This window comes from Rubritalea sp. (genome assembly GCF_051252225.1).
In the GTDB taxonomy this organism is placed as follows: Bacteria; Verrucomicrobiota; Verrucomicrobiia; order Verrucomicrobiales; family Akkermansiaceae; genus Rubritalea.
Map to the genome: position 1 here is coordinate 1 of NZ_JBPOGE010000009.1, position 14,005 is coordinate 14,005.

The following is a 14,005-nucleotide window of genomic DNA, read 5'->3' on the forward strand; positions in this document are numbered from 1 at the left end:
CGAATGGCACGAATGGCACGAATGGCACGAATGGCACGAATGGCACGAATGGCACGAATGGCACGAATGGCACGAATGGCACGAATCGTACGAATCGTACGAATGGGGGGCTTGATGAAACTGATTTACCGCGAAATATTCGAAAGTGTCGAAAATACCACCATGTTGGAGCTGGTTTGATGAAACTTTTTTTACCTAGAATGAATGGACGTGGTGTCGAAGATCGGTGAGAGCGGCGATGAGGATGGTTTGATGGATTTTGCAACTTTAGCTTGGTGAAAAGGTTTATATTTCTATGCGACATTCACTCATTTATTCTACGGCGGTACTTTTAGGAATGTGTAGTTTAGCGTCGGGCCAGAGACGGAGCTCCCCAAGAAATACTGAGCCAGTAGGTGTCTCGCAGCTAAAAATAGGTGAGGAAGGTGTCGTGTGGTATGCCACTTGGGATGTGGCGGTCGAGGAGGCTAAGCGTAGCAATAGGCCCATATTTTTCATGTCAGCTGCCTGCCAGGCGTCGTCAGTCTCAGGGGTGTTTTGACCAGGCTACACACGACAGCAGAGCAGTTTGTTCGCGGATGAAGATTTTGTAGCACTCTCACGTAAGTTTGTGTGCCTTCGCTTGGAGACCTATGAGAGCGAGGAAAACCAAAAGCGTGTGAGAGAGGTGCTTGATGGAAATATTGCGAACACCTCTTTTGTGATACTTTCTCCCGATGGTGAATCGCAGCTATCTCGAGGAAGCCGCTCCCCGACAATGAGTTTTAGTAGTCAGAAAAAAGAGGACAGTGCTAAGCTGGCGGATGTGATCGAGGCTTCTGAGAAAATTTTAAGTAAGTACCCACCACGTGGGAATGAAAAGGATGCTCGTTCACCTGATTTCTATAGCTTCAAGCAGGCTCTCAATGTGAGTTCGGCTGACCAGAGGCTACTGGTCTTGACTGTGGCTCCAATGAATCAACGTGATGTAGCGCAACAAGCTCTCATGCCAGTAGCGAATGACCCTGAGGTTCGGGGTAAGTTTCACTATGATACTGCTGAGAATAGTGATGCGGAGTGGGGAAATGTGGTTACAGGAGTGCAGGCTAAGACGGGATACTTTGTGATTCATGCTGGTGAGTTTGGACTGAAGGGCAAGGTGGTAGGCCATTTTCCACTCGGTTCAAATCAAGCTAAGATGCAGTCGTCATTGTTGACGCTTAATGAAGCATTCAAAGCGCAAGAGGAGCCGAAGGATTACCGGCAACATCTCACGAAAGGTCGTCAGATGAAGATTAACTACAGTGATAATATGGTGAAAGGCGCGGATAAGGATGCCGATGGCGTGATCGATAAAAATCAAAGAAATGGCAATAGAAGGTGAGTAACGGGGCTGATTGTTCCAAGACTTGTGCAATCGTATCTCTTACTTAAGATGAGCTCAGTTTGAATCACCACGAGATTAAGAATTTTCTAACTGTTGCTGAAACTCTGCATTTTGGTAGAGCCAGTGAACTCTGTAATCTGAGCGCTTCGGCACTGACGCGGAGTATTCAGAGATTAGAACAGGAGCTGGGGCAGGAATTGTTTCTTCGGGATAACCGCAATGTCCAGCTGACATTGGCTGGTGAGAGGTTTATGGAGTATGCACAAAAGGCCTTGCGTGATTGGGAGAATGTTTGTGAAGACTTGGTCGACGACGGATCCGTGCAGGGAGCTGTGTCGATCTATGCATCAGTCACTGCGGTCTACACGGTGTTACCCAATCTACTGGAAAGTTATAGGGCTGCTTACCCGAAGGTGAAGTTAAGCCTGAAGACTGGGGCGGCGGAGGACTCGATTGAGAAACTCGTAGCTGGTGAAATCGATATGGCGGTAGCAGCTTTACCTGATAGGCAGATTGCTCGCGTCGAGTTTTTACCTTTGTTGACCACGAACTTAGTTTTTGTAGGGCCAAAGAAACCTACAGCTGGTGTGGAATACAAGGAACCTCAAGATCTACGGAAGTTGCCGTTGGTTTTGGCGCGTAGTGGTCTTTCTAGAGTGCGCATGGATCAATGTTTGAGGGAACTAGGTGCGCACACTGCGAGGATTTCTGAAGTGAGTGGCAATGAGGGGATTCTAGCGATGGTTCGTCTCGGCTGCGGTATTGGAGTGGTTCCCGAGTTGGTGTTAGAGAAGAGTCCATTTCGCGATGATATTGAGGTGTTAGAAAATGCACCTCAACTCGAACCTTACGTGGTGGGCTTGTGTTCTACTCAGAAAAACCTTCAGCGTGCGAGTGTTGCGGCGATGTGGGAGTTGGCAGACCAATAAAAAAGCCAACCGCAAGTGCATGCAGTTGGCTTTAGAATAAGAAATGTTCAGAGCGACTATTCGTCGATAAGTGAGAACTTAAGGTCGCCAGAGGAGACCACAACACCGTTAACAACGCAGCGGCATGTTGCAAAACCGATGTTTCGACGGGTCTTGATGATTTCAGCCTCGATGAAGAGTGTGTCACCTGGAAGCACTGGACGACGCCATTTGACGTTGTCAGCGCTCATGAAATAACCAATTTTTCCTTGGTTCTCAGGCTTGCGCAGCATGAGGCAGGACGCGACCTGCGCCATAGCTTCGAGCTGGAGAACACCCGGCATGATCGGGTGGCCTGGGAAGTGACCTGGGAAGAATGGTTCGTTGATGGTGACGTTTTTCACGCCTGTGCACTTGTTGTCGCCTTCGAAATCGATGATGCGATCAACGAGTAGGAATGGGTAACGGTGCGGGAGGATCTTGAGGATGTCGTTGATGTCGAGCACTGCTTCACCCTTAGGAATAGCAAGTGGCGGCACCATAGAACGCATGCGGGAGTATTCGTCTTTGAGGATGGCAGCCATCTTTGTGTTAGGCCCGTGTCCAGGTTTTACACAGATAACGTGGCCAGTGATGCGCTTGCCGCTGAGCATAAGGTCGCCAATAACATCGAGCGCCTTGTGACGGGCGAATTCGTTATTAAAACGCAGTGGCTCCTTGCTCATGATTTCCTCACCGCGGATCACAACCGCATTTTCGAGCGAACCGCCTTTGATAAGACCCTTGTCTAAAAGTGGCTTCACATCTTCGTAGTAAACGAAGGTACGCGCTGGAGCGATTTCCTTTTCGTAAGTCTCAGGATTGACTTCACTAGAGAAATACTGGGTGAAGCGACCGTCCGGGCCGACATTGGTACAGGAAACGCGGAACTTCTTATCTGGAACGATGGTGATGAATGAGCCCTTGCCTGTGTCGTAATGGATAGGCTCACGGATTTCCCATACTTTGGCAGGGACGTCTTGAGTTACGATGCCTGCTTGCTTAATGAGTTCTACGAATGGGGCTGATGAACCATCGCCAATTGGTGGCTCATTGGCATCCATTTCGATAAGAGCATTATCGACTCCCATGCCTGTGAGGGCGGAAATAACATGCTCGACTGTGTGCACCTTTACAGAGCCTTCAGCTAGAGTGGTAGCGCGTTCCACAGTTTGCACCTTGGAGACGTCAGCATCGATGAATGGTTGGTCGTCCAGGTCGATACGACGGAACTGGAAACCTGAGTCAGCAGGAGCTGGTTTGATAGTGAGTGTCACCTTTTGACCAGTGTGGAGGGATGATCCCTCGAGGGTTGCTGGTGCAGCGAGTGTTTGTTGCATTTCAGTCGGCATGGGCTGAGTGAAAGCAAAGCCACCGAAACATGCAAGTTTTTTGGGTTTTCAGAGAGAAATCTCACGCTAGGCTGCGCTCATGCAAGCAGAGGTAGAACAGCTCATTGATATGGCACTCCGTGAAGATATCGGAGAAGGGGATGTGACAGCGCAATATTTTGTGCCGCGTGAAAAACAATCTCGAGCCTACATGTTAGTGAAAGATGTGGGGGTTATTGCTGGACTCGAAGTAGCTCAGCACGTTTTTAAAAAAGTGGACCCGAGCCTCAGCGTCAAACTGCTCGTTAATGATGGAGATAGAGTGACCCATGGTACTCGAGTGATGGAAATTACCGGCTCATCACAGGCATTGTTAACCGCTGAGCGTACGGCCTTAAATTTCGCTCAGCGTCTTTCTGGCGTTGCGACAAAGACTGCTTCATTTGTCGATTTGGTGAGGGATACTAAGACTAAGATTCTAGATACGCGTAAAACGACTCCAGGCTGGCGCTGGCTAGAAAAGATGGCGGTTCGTGCCGGTGGTGGGAAAAACCATAGAATGGGGCTCTACGATAGAGCGATGGTGAAGGATAACCATCTCGTAGCCGAAAGTGGGCTTCAGGAAATGCAAGTCGCGATCACTCAATTGAAGCAGGATAAGCCAAATGTGGAGATCGAGTTAGAAGCGGATAGGTTAGATCAGGTTGCTGATTTCCTCACTCTGCGAGGTGTGGATTACATTTTGCTGGATAATATGTCTAATGCGATGCTCGAAAAGGCAGTGGAGATGCGTGGAGGATCTGGTCCTAAGCTAGAGGCTAGTGGTGGCGTTAACCTTTCTACTGTAGAGGGTATCGCAGAAACTGGAGTCGACTTCATCTCAGTAGGAGCACTCACGCATTCGGCTGTGGCTCTGGATATTTCTTTAGAGTTTGTCGAGTTAGCTTAAGAAGCTCTTGTTATTTTACTCATTCCACGAAGAATAGCATGGTGATTTCTAAGACCTCCGGCTACGCACTTTTTGACTTAGATCAAACTATTGTCCCATGGGATACCCAGTTGCTATTTTGTAACTACGTTCTGAAACAAGAGCGTTTTCGTACATTATATCTTCTAAGTTTCATTCCTTTTGCACCGTTCGCTAAATGGATTGGTCCAGGGCCGATGAAGCGCGTGTTTCTGAATTACTTAGCAGGGATGGATGCTCACACTCTTGATGAATACGCTAGAGCGTTCGTCGATGAACTGATACCTGATGGCTTGTATGCTGAGGTTGTTAAAATAGTGGAAGGGCATAAGGCTGACGGGCGTCTCACAGTCTTGAACTCAGCTAGCCCAGAAATCTGGGTGAAATACATTGCTGAGGAATTAGGGTTCGACCATTTCTTCGGAACACAAGTAGAGATAGGGAATCACGTTTCTCTATTCCCAGATATCAAAGGAGATAACAATAAAGGGAAAGTGAAGATTGGAAGAATGAAGCATCTATTTCCTGACAGTTGGAAAGATGGAGATGTTCTTCCTGATAGCTATGGCTACTCAGATAGTCATGCCGATTTACCTATGTTGTACCTTTGTGAACGCAATGTAATGGTGCACCCAACAGAGAAGTTGAGAGAAGAAGGTGAAAAATTTGGTTGGAAAGAAATTTCACCGGCCCGCCCGACAAAGACAAAAAAAGAGTTTGCTCTAGCTTGTGCGAAACAGGCTGTAGGCCTTTATTAGTAGCGGGTTACCTTGTTTTCGATGTTTGTTTTCAAGTGAGTTGAGGATGTTTTCTGTTAGTGTTTTATTGAGGGCTTTGAGCAATTGTGACGTTTTTAACACACGAATAAATTTCCTAAATCTTAAATAGTTCCTAAACAGAAGCTGCGAAACGAAAAAGCGAAGAGATCTTCTCAAGTAGATTCGCAATAACGACATTAACAAAACTATGGATAACAAAGTAGTAACAACAATTCTCGGCGCAGCTGCCCTCTCAGGGTCAGTCTTCGCAGGTGAGCCTTCTGCAAAAGAAGTAATAGCACCAGCTCCAGTTTGCGAGTCATACACATGTGATGCTCTCAAGAATCTTGGAAAAGTTTATAAGAACGAATCAAACCCATGGATCCAAGAAGTTAAGCTTTTTGGTCGCGCACAGTTCCAGTATGCCTACGTAGATGGTAGTGATGCGGATTCTGAAGGTTATGCTGAATGGCGCCGCGTTCGTCTTGGTGCAGAAGTTAAATTTGCAAAATTCTTTAGTGCAAAAGTTCGCGCTAACCTAGAAGACGGTAGTGCAAACGATAACGATTTCGCTTTCGGTGGTTATGACGAAGCTTACTTTGGTTTTGACCTTGGTAAGGCATTCAACCCTAGTTTTGTTGATAAAGCAAAACTCACCTACGGTAGACATAAAATCTCCATTGGTGAAGATGTGCACACTTCTTCTAAGAAAATCAAAACTGTTGAGCGTTCCGCTCTCACTGGTGCTGTTCGCCCAGACAACAACGTAGGTGGTCTTCTTAGCCTTGAAAAAGGTGACTGGGAAGGTGCCTTTGGTATTTTCTCTTCTGACGAAGGAAATGATCGTCAACTTTTTGATGACTACAGCGGTGAAACTCTTGTGTACCTTTCCTCTGCTCACGGCCTTGAGTCTGGTGATCTTATCTTTGACCTCATCATCAACACAGATGCTGAGCAAGCAGAAGATTACAAGAATAACTGGGCGGCATCCGTTGCTTACCGTACTGATCTTTGGAATTGGGACTGGGCATTTAACGTTGTTCTTGGTGATGCCGAGAGTGACGACGAAGATGAAAGTGGTTTCTTTGGTGGTCTTGTGATTCAACCATCTAAGTTCATCTACGAAGATAAGCTCGAATTCGTAGGTCGCTACTACTTCCAGGCAGCTTCTGAAGAAGAAGGTGTTGGTGTAAATAGCCGCTACTCACGTACTGCTCTTGGTGGTCGTGGTGATCTTCATAACAGTGTTTATGCTGGCCTTAACTACTACTTCTGTGGTAACAATGCTAAGATCATGACTGGTGTTGAATACGAAACTCTCAGTACTCCTGATGGTAGCAATAACGCGACCACTCTATGGTCTGCAGTTCGCTTTTACTTCTAGTCTGACTGCGGTCTAGATCGCTATAACTAAAGTATTTTAAAATGCACGGCCTATATCAGGCCGTGCATTTTTGTGTTATTTAGCAGAGAAGTCGGACTTGCCGCCAGATTTTGTGAGTAGGCGCGTGTCTTTGATTACAATCGCTTTGCTAACCGCCTTACACATATCGTAAATCGTGAGGGCTGCGACGTTGGCTCCGGTGAGTGCTTCCATTTCAACACCCGTACGCGCATTGGTGAGGCAGGTGCATTTTACGGACACGTGTGCTGAATCGATCACTTCGATTTTAAACTTACATTTCTCCAGTGGCAGTGGATGGCAGAAGGGGATGAGGTTAGAGGTGTTTTTGGCAGCCATGGTCCCTGCAATGATCGCAGTTTGAAATACTGGCCCTTTTTTGGATTGAATTTCTTCACCTTGGAGTTGCTGCATCACTTCAGTACCTAGGAAAACAATGGATTCTGCCGTGGCTTCGCGTTTAGTTGTATTTTTATCTGAGACGTCAACCATTCCAGGTTGGTTTTCTGAGTCAATGTGGGTGAATGGATTCATAGATGAGTCGTTTAATTCTTAGTCGAAATATTGGCTTGTTTCAGTTGCTTTGCAAAGCCAGCATTGCTTTAGATGAAAGTCCAAGTCCGTCATATCTATATCTCACCTGATCACAATTATTTTGGTCGTTATGGTAAGAAATCGCTTAGCCACCAGGTTGTTGAGCGTGAGTCTGTCGACCTTGTAGCGGGGAGTGGGGTCGTGGATGATCGATTTTTTGACTACGAAGAAGATTATAAGGGTCAGATCACGTTCTTTGATTGGGAGGTGTTTCAGAAGGTAGTTGATGAGGTCGCGTCTAAGGAGATTGATCCGTCCTATTTTCGTAGAAATGTGGTTCTCGAAGGAGTTGACCTAAATACATTGATCGGTAAGCGATTCACTTTAAATGGTGTGGAGTATTCCGGCTCGTGTGAGTGCTCTCCTTGTTTCTGGATGAATGAAGCGTGTGGTAGAGGAACGGAAGAATTTCTCAAAGGTCGCGGAGGACTACGCTGTAGAATTCTGAATGATGGATCACTCGGTACTGGTGAATACGAGTTAGAGGTGCTCGGTGATGTCTAGTTCCCGCTCCAAAGTAGTTCAAATCTACAAGCATGGATTTGTGGATAGCGTTGATGACTCTGTCGCTGTTGAGGAGCCGCTTCAGATTACACTGGACGGCTGTCCGATTGCTGTGGTGATGCGAACTCCATGTGATGACGCTGATTTAGTAAAAGGATTTTTACTCACTGAAGGCATTCTAACAGATATCGATGCAGTAAGCAGAATTGATTTAGAACAAAAACTGAATCACGCTTTGGTGTTTCTGAAGGATGATGTTGAGATTGATTACCAGAGACTTCAGCGCAATCTCTATTCCGCGTCTTCTTGCGGGATCTGTGGTAAAGCAACCATCGAGTCAATCCGCCAAGAACACCCTGAAATCACTTCAACTCATCAAGTGTCGTCGAGTGTGTTACTTGCCATTCCTGACACACTGAGAGCTGCACAAAAAACTTTTGGGGAGACCGGTGGGCTACATGCAGCCGGTCTATTTTCCTTAGATGGTGACTTGTTAGTTCTTTGCGAGGATGTCGGGCGACATAACGCGATTGATAAAATAATCGGCTGGGCGGCAACAAATGCTGTCGATTTTTCGAAAGTATTAATGCAGGTCTCAGGCCGAGTTTCCTTTGAGGTGATGCAAAAAGCGCATGCTGTAGGAATACCGATTATCTCGGCGATCTCAGCACCAACTTCATTAGCTGTGGATTTTGCGGAAGAAAGTGGGCAGACGCTCATTGGCTTTTTGAGACCACCTCGCTTTAACTGCTATGCTGGATCACAGCGCTTATCCTAATTCTAATCCTAGTCGGTAAGGGCTTTAGGTGGGCCGATGATCTCGCGCAGGATAATTGCTTTGCGTAACGATGCCTTAGTTTGGAGCTCAGCTCTTAGGCCATTACGTTGCGTTTTCATCTGCAGCTTAGCTGTGCCAGCCGCTTGGATGTTATATACTGTTTTCGCTTTAGTTGAACGCATGCGTTCAATGTCATTCTGAGTGAAAGTAGGGCTAAAAGTGTTGCTCGGCTTTGATGGGCCAGGAGATTTTACAGTAGTAGCCTTAGCCGAGGGAATTGGCGGGGGAATAAACTGTGGTTGCGAGCTGCTTAGCGTCTCGGGAGCTTGATTATTACGCAGGTGGATTTCATCACGATACTGTTCGTAGATGTCATCTATGCTATCTGTCTCTCCCTGCTCCTTTTTATTTTTAGAGACTATGTTTTCATAGAGCCACTTGAGAAAACTGAAGACAGCGATAATCAGGAATAGAATCCCTTGAATCGGAAATCCGTCGTCTTGCGCAAGTAGCTCGTAGAAATACATAATACTAAAGAGTGTTATGGTTTACTCTTCTCCATCGGAGAGAGAATCACGCATTTTTGTATCAGAGTTGATGTTCTGGTATTTTGCGTAGTCCATGACACCGAGGTTGCCGCTGCGGAATGCTTCTGCAATAGCCATTGGGATTTGAGCTTCAGCTTCAACCACTTTCGCCTTCATCTCTTGAGTACGTGCTGACATCTCTTGCTCTTCTGCGACAGCAGCTGCTCGACGAACTTCCGCCATTGCTTGGGCGATTTGCTTGTCTGCCTCTGCTTGTTCCGCTTGTAGACGTGCACCAATATTGTCTGAGACATCGATGTCAGCGATGTCAATGGAGAGGATTTCAAATGCTGTGGATGAATCCACTCCTTTAGAGAGTACTAATTTTGAAATAGAATCAGGGTTTTCGAGGACTGCCTTATAGGATTCTGCTGAACCTACGGAAGTAACGATACCTTCGCCCACACGAGCAATGATAGTTTCTTCTGTAGCACCACCGACAAAACCGTCGAGGTTGGTTCTTACTGTGACTCGGGCTCTGACATTTACTGCGATACCGTCCTTAGCAACTGCTGTGATTTTATTGATACCGTTGGTTGGTGTTGGGCAATCAATCACCATTGGGTTAATGGAGGTACGGACCGCCTCGAGTACTGTCTTACCAGTATCTTTGGTTGCTAGATCGATTGCACATGCGCGCTCGAATGATAAACTAATGCCCGCTTTGTCTGCAGCAATAAGGGAAAGAACTACGTCTGCGACATCACCACCTGCTAGATAGTGAGCTTCTAGTAGGTCTGTGCTGTAATCTAATCCTGCTTTAACGGCAGTGATACGACTATCTACAATAAGTGGGAATGGGACTTTTCTTAGCCACATCCCGATGAGTGCTCCAAAGGCTACTGGTGCTTGAGAAAGTTTAGCTCGTAACCAAGTCTTGAAGAACTTGAGAATGAGATAGAAGAAAATGAGTCCGAATAGCAGCAGTATTCCTGCGATGATAAATGTAACAAAACTAGGAGCATCTATTGGTGCTTGAGCAAGTGATTGGTGAAACATATTAGGTGTTTTATTTAATTTTTAATCTAGTTTTAGAAAGTCGAGAATTTCAGGAAGCGTCTTCGTATTGAGAACATCATTTTTCGTGAGCCAACCTTTTCTAGCAAGCCTCACACCAAAAGCTAAGAACTGTAACTGTTCTACTCTGTGCGCATCAGGATTGATAGCACATTTCACGCCTTTCTCTTTCGCTTTGTGCCAATGACGCCAATCCATGTCGAGTCGGCGAGGATTACAGTTGAGTTCGATGATGGTGCCGGTCTCAGCAGCGCAGTCGATGATTTTATCTACGTTGACTGCATAGGCTTCACGGCGGAGTAATAAGCGACCAGTAAGGTGGCCTAGCATGGTGACGTGTGGGTTTTCCATTGCCTTGATAATGCGAGCCGTCATTTCCTTTTCTGGCAGTGTGAACGCATTATGCACAGATGCTACTACGTAGTCTAACTGTGAAAGAATGTCGTCGCTGAAATCGAGTGAGCCATCTTTAAGAATATCGACTTCTGACCCAGCAAGAAGACGGAAGTTACCATCCCACCCTTGGTTGAGTTTTCTGATTTCCTCTACTTGTCTAAGTAATCGATCAGGATAGAGTCCATTAGCTTGGAAAGATGCTTTTGAGTGATCGGCGATTCCAAGGTATTCGAGACCAAGTTCCATTGCCGCATCAGCCATTTCCTCGAGCGAGTTACGGCCGTCAGATGCGGTGGTGTGATTGTGGAAAGTGCCACGGAGGTTTTCAAGTTCGATTAAACGGGGGATTTGGCCATTCTCTGCAGCTTCGAACTCACCACGGTTTTCCCGTAATTCTGGTGGTATGTAGTCAAGGTTAAGCGCTTTATAGATATCAGCTTCCTCGTAAACTTCAGGAGGTGCTTCGGCTCCTTCTTTTACGGTGAAATCGTATTCATTGAGTGACCATCCGCGTTTTAAGGCGCGCTGGCGCAAGACTACATTGTGCTCCTTGCTGCCACTAAAGTATTGCAGAGCAAACGGGAAAGCCTTGTTAGGAACAGCTCGCAAGTCTGCTTGTAGTCCATTTTCTAGTCTGATAGATGCCTTAGTATCACCACAGACAATGACGTCTTCGACCTCATCGAGCTGTGAAAAGTATTTTGTTAGCTCAGAGGGGCTGTCGGTAGCTACTAATATGTCGATGTCATGTAGGATCTCTTTTGACCTCCTGTAGGAGCCTGCATGGCAGGAACGAAGTGTGGATGGGTGGTTTCTTACGTAATCTAACAATATTTCAGCCATGACAGCTACATCACCTAAACGAAAGTGTGAGGCGAACTTTTCACGCAGTTCGATGGCTCCGAGCAGCTTCTCCACGGTCTTATCGCCAAAGCCACGCAAGCTACTAATGCTACCTGACTCACATGCTTCTTTAAGTGAAGCGACGGAATCGATAGACAGCTTGTCGTAAAGAGCTTTAATCTTCTTAGGTCCCAAGCCCTGGATGTCGAAGAGTTCGAACAGTGTTGGGGGAAACTCAGCGCGCAAATTATCGTAAAACTCCAATTTACCAGTGGTGGCTAGCTCTTGGATTTTCTCCTGTAGAGCTTTGCCAATACCTGGAATGCTGCCGAGCTGATTATTCTTAGCGAGCTCGATGATGTCGCTCTCATCTGAGCGCACTATTTCAGCTCCATTTTTATAGGCGCGAGTCTTAAAAACATTTTCGCCCTTCAGCTCGAGCAGAAGGGCGATGTTGTCTAACACGTCTGCGATATCTTCGCGTGTCATCTGTGCTTGGGACAAAATGTGACTTAGCTTAAGCCGGGAATGTTAAGGCCGCCAGTGAGCTTGGACATTTCGCCAGTCGCCATTTCTTTGCCTTTGGTGATCGCTTCTTGAACACCTTTAAGTACGAGTTCTTGAAGGAATTCGACATCTTCTGCATCAACGATAGATGGATCTATCTTGATGTCCTGTACTTCGCCAGCTCCTGTTGCAACGACAATAACCTTGCCGCCACCGACAGATGCTTCGACAGTTTGATTCGAGAGTTCTTCTTGCGCTTTCTGCATCCCAGCTTGCATTTGCTGGGCCTGTTTCATGAGTTTGTTAATATCCATAATGGTCTGTGTATGTTTTTAAAAGTTAGTTATGCTTGTTTGAGTGTTGCCTCAAAAATTTCCAAGGCATTGACTATGAGAGGATCCTTGTAGAAGTCATCTTCATCGAACTGTGTAGATGCGTTTTTATCAATATCCTCTTTTTTTGCTTCAGTTTTAGGAGCTTCATTAGTCGTTTGAGAGTGAACCACGATAGGAGGTGCATCAGAGACTTCGGGTGCTGAGTCAATGAGGCTATCAAGACTTGAAATAGTTTCTGAGACACTACGCTTCTCAAGCGGTGGAGGCCCTTGGGCATGCTCTTGTTCAGAACGGGGTGCTGGCTCTGGAGAGGCCTTGGCAGGTGCGACTGGAGTAATTTCTTTAACTGGGGCTGCAGGCTGAGTATTGGGCGCTGGTAGTGCGTCGCTGGTTGCTGCGGGAGTATTAACAGGAGGTGGAGTGTTCTCTTTCACTTCAATGGGAGCAACCGCTTCTTCAACTTCACCAGAGGGGAGTTGCTCTGCTTGGAGGGTTCCAGCACCTGCTAGAGCGGATATCACATCGGAAATGCGTGCGTCGTTGAGTGACTGAACAGCCTTGATGACACCGATCTCGAAGTGCAACTTTTTATTATTCGCCCACTTCATGCGTGATTGGGTTTCCGCAAAAATATCAACAAGGTTTAGTAGGCGGTCAGTTTGCACGCCTTTGCTCACAGAGCTAAGTAGTTCCCAAAGGTTTTGAGGAATCCCATCACTTCCAGCATTAGGGTCAACTTTGGCTACAAGCAGGGAACGCAGGCAGCTGATTGTGTCGTCGAGAAGCTGTGAGAGCTCTTTTCCCGCTTTAGCCTGTTCATTGAGAACGCTCAGTGCGGCAGAGGTCTCTTTTTTAAGAATGTGTTGGGTGAGGCTTGCCACTGTCTCACGCGAAGTGAAACCGAAGACATTCAGTACGTCTTCTTCCCCAATATGGTTACCACAGAAAGCTACGAGCTGATCGAGCATGGATTGCGCATCTCGCATACCTCCATCAGCGCCTTTGGCGACGGCCCATGCTGCTGCTGGATCGAGGGTGACTCCCTCGTTTTTAGCTATATAATCAAGGTGATCAGCTATTGTTTGCGTGCCGATAGGCCGTAAGTCAAAACGCTGGCAGCGAGAAATGATAGTCGGGAGGATCTTGTTAGGCTCCGTAGTTGCGAAGATGAACTTCACATGATCAGGCGGTTCTTCTAGAGTTTTGAGTAGAGCATTGAATGCTGCGGTGGTCAGCATGTGTACCTCATCAATGTAGTAAATTTTGAAGCGGCAACGTGAAGGGGCAAACCGGACATTATCACGTAAGTCACGTACTTGCTCAACGCCGTTGTTAGAAGCGCCATCGATTTCGAGGACATCGAGCGAACGACCTTCGGCTATTTCTTGAGCGATGTCTGAATCGGGATCGAAGTCGATGCTGGGACCTCCTGGGGCATTCAGTGCTTTTGAAAGGATGCGCGCAGTAGATGTTTTACCGGTTCCTCGGGGGCCAACAAAGAGGTAGGCGTGGGCGAGTCGATTTTGGTCGATTGCATTACGCAGCGTTTGGATCACATGATCCTGGCCAAGGACGTCATTGAATGTCTTAGGACGATACTTTCTAGCGAATACCTGATAACTCACAGAGCTGAGACTAAACGTGGAATCTGAAATGCCAATGGAAAAATCGGT

General features: G+C 46.7%; 15 protein-coding genes. 8 read left to right on the forward strand and 7 right to left on the reverse strand.

Translation table 11 applies throughout. From position 1 onward, the window contains the following. The 3 genes from ACSHX2_RS10015 to ilvY form a co-directional block, all read left to right on the forward strand. A partial coding sequence (locus ACSHX2_RS10015) for a hypothetical protein (protein WP_435692805.1) occupies positions 1-230 on the forward strand: 230 nt, incomplete at its 5' end. Between the two features lie 338 nt (positions 231-568). Beyond that, entirely contained in the window at positions 569-1,363 is a 795-nt protein-coding gene (locus ACSHX2_RS10020) for a hypothetical protein (protein ID WP_435692806.1), read from the forward strand. A gap of 62 nt (positions 1,364-1,425) precedes the next feature. Beyond that, positions 1,426-2,295: an HTH-type transcriptional activator IlvY gene (gene ilvY / locus ACSHX2_RS10025; protein WP_435692807.1), complete on the forward strand. Its 870-nt coding sequence runs from the start codon at positions 1,426-1,428 to the stop codon at positions 2,293-2,295. A 56-nt stretch (positions 2,296-2,351) separates the two neighbouring features. Here the strand turns inward: ilvY and ACSHX2_RS10030 are convergent, their stop codons facing one another. Then, positions 2,352-3,665 (reverse strand): bifunctional UDP-3-O-[3-hydroxymyristoyl] N-acetylglucosamine deacetylase/3-hydroxyacyl-ACP dehydratase, encoded by a 1,314-nt coding sequence (locus ACSHX2_RS10030; protein WP_435692808.1) that lies wholly within the window; start codon positions 3,663-3,665, stop codon positions 2,352-2,354. A gap of 79 nt (positions 3,666-3,744) precedes the next feature. Here ACSHX2_RS10030 and nadC point away from each other — a divergent pair, with 79 nt between their 5' ends. The 3 genes from nadC (at position 3,745) to ACSHX2_RS10045 (ending at position 6,753) form a co-directional block, all read left to right on the forward strand. Further along, positions 3,745-4,593, forward strand: a complete 849-nt coding sequence (gene nadC / locus ACSHX2_RS10035) for a carboxylating nicotinate-nucleotide diphosphorylase (protein WP_435692809.1) — start codon at positions 3,745-3,747, stop codon at positions 4,591-4,593. Between the two features lie 38 nt (positions 4,594-4,631). After that, positions 4,632-5,369 (forward strand): HAD-IB family hydrolase, encoded by a 738-nt coding sequence (locus ACSHX2_RS10040; protein ID WP_435692810.1) that lies wholly within the window; start codon positions 4,632-4,634, stop codon positions 5,367-5,369. 208 nt (positions 5,370-5,577) lie between these two features. Further along, positions 5,578-6,753, forward strand: coding sequence for a porin (locus ACSHX2_RS10045; RefSeq protein ID WP_435692811.1), 1,176 nt, complete (start codon positions 5,578-5,580; stop codon positions 6,751-6,753). Between the two features lie 75 nt (positions 6,754-6,828). Here the strand turns inward: ACSHX2_RS10045 and moaC are convergent, their stop codons facing one another. Further along, positions 6,829-7,305 (reverse strand): cyclic pyranopterin monophosphate synthase MoaC, encoded by a 477-nt coding sequence (moaC, locus tag ACSHX2_RS10050; RefSeq protein ID WP_435692812.1) that lies wholly within the window; start codon positions 7,303-7,305, stop codon positions 6,829-6,831. 72 nt (positions 7,306-7,377) lie between these two features. On the opposite strand from moaC, the gene ACSHX2_RS10055 reads away from it, so the two are divergent. Both ACSHX2_RS10055 and fdhD read left to right on the forward strand, forming a co-directional pair. Continuing rightward, positions 7,378-7,869, forward strand: a complete 492-nt coding sequence (locus ACSHX2_RS10055; protein WP_435692813.1) for an MOSC domain-containing protein — start codon at positions 7,378-7,380, stop codon at positions 7,867-7,869. Then, entirely contained in the window at positions 7,862-8,647 is a 786-nt protein-coding gene (fdhD, locus tag ACSHX2_RS10060) for a formate dehydrogenase accessory sulfurtransferase FdhD (protein ID WP_435692814.1), read from the forward strand. Before ACSHX2_RS10055 ends, fdhD begins: the two co-directional genes overlap by 8 nt. Before the next feature lie 8 nt (positions 8,648-8,655). Here fdhD and ACSHX2_RS10065 read toward each other — a convergent pair whose 3' ends face one another. The 5 genes from ACSHX2_RS10065 to dnaX are packed head-to-tail and all read right to left on the reverse strand — an operon-like array spanning position 8,656 to position 13,957. Continuing rightward, a complete protein-coding gene (locus tag ACSHX2_RS10065; RefSeq protein ID WP_435692815.1) occupies positions 8,656-9,174 on the reverse strand; it encodes a hypothetical protein in 519 nt (172 codons plus the stop codon). Positions 9,175-9,195: 21 nt separating this feature from the next. Beyond that, positions 9,196-10,233 carry a flotillin-like protein FloA gene (floA, locus tag ACSHX2_RS10070; protein WP_435692816.1) on the reverse strand — a complete coding sequence of 346 codons (1,038 nt, stop codon included), beginning with the start codon at positions 10,231-10,233 and terminating at the stop codon, positions 9,196-9,198. 21 nt (positions 10,234-10,254) lie between these two features. Then, positions 10,255-11,994 carry a DNA polymerase/3'-5' exonuclease PolX gene (gene polX / locus ACSHX2_RS10075; protein WP_435692817.1) on the reverse strand — a complete coding sequence of 580 codons (1,740 nt, stop codon included), beginning with the start codon at positions 11,992-11,994 and terminating at the stop codon, positions 10,255-10,257. 8 nt (positions 11,995-12,002) lie between these two features. After that, on the reverse strand, positions 12,003-12,311 hold the full coding sequence (locus ACSHX2_RS10080; RefSeq protein ID WP_435692818.1) for a YbaB/EbfC family nucleoid-associated protein: 309 nt from the start codon (positions 12,309-12,311) through the stop codon (positions 12,003-12,005). Between the two features lie 29 nt (positions 12,312-12,340). Beyond that, positions 12,341-13,957: a DNA polymerase III subunit gamma/tau gene (gene dnaX, locus ACSHX2_RS10085; protein WP_435692819.1), complete on the reverse strand. Its 1,617-nt coding sequence runs from the start codon at positions 13,955-13,957 to the stop codon at positions 12,341-12,343. Between the last annotated feature and the right edge of the window lie 48 nt (positions 13,958-14,005).

Coding starts and splice junctions, on each gene's coding strand:
- ACSHX2_RS10030 (WP_435692808.1), bottom strand. CDS start 3,665: ATGCCGACTGAAATGCAACAAACACTCGCTGCACCAGCAACCCTCGAG.
- nadC (WP_435692809.1), top strand. CDS start 3,745: ATGCAAGCAGAGGTAGAACAGCTCATTGATATGGCACTCCGTGAAGAT.
- ACSHX2_RS10040 (WP_435692810.1), top strand. CDS start 4,632: ATGGTGATTTCTAAGACCTCCGGCTACGCACTTTTTGACTTAGATCAA.
- ACSHX2_RS10045 (WP_435692811.1), top strand. CDS start 5,578: ATGGATAACAAAGTAGTAACAACAATTCTCGGCGCAGCTGCCCTCTCA.
- moaC (WP_435692812.1), bottom strand. CDS start 7,305: ATGAATCCATTCACCCACATTGACTCAGAAAACCAACCTGGAATGGTT.
- ACSHX2_RS10055 (WP_435692813.1), top strand. CDS start 7,378: ATGAAAGTCCAAGTCCGTCATATCTATATCTCACCTGATCACAATTAT.
- fdhD (WP_435692814.1), top strand. CDS start 7,862: ATGTCTAGTTCCCGCTCCAAAGTAGTTCAAATCTACAAGCATGGATTT.
- ACSHX2_RS10065 (WP_435692815.1), bottom strand. CDS start 9,174: ATGTATTTCTACGAGCTACTTGCGCAAGACGACGGATTTCCGATTCAA.
- floA (WP_435692816.1), bottom strand. CDS start 10,233: ATGTTTCACCAATCACTTGCTCAAGCACCAATAGATGCTCCTAGTTTT.
- ACSHX2_RS10080 (WP_435692818.1), bottom strand. CDS start 12,311: ATGGATATTAACAAACTCATGAAACAGGCCCAGCAAATGCAAGCTGGG.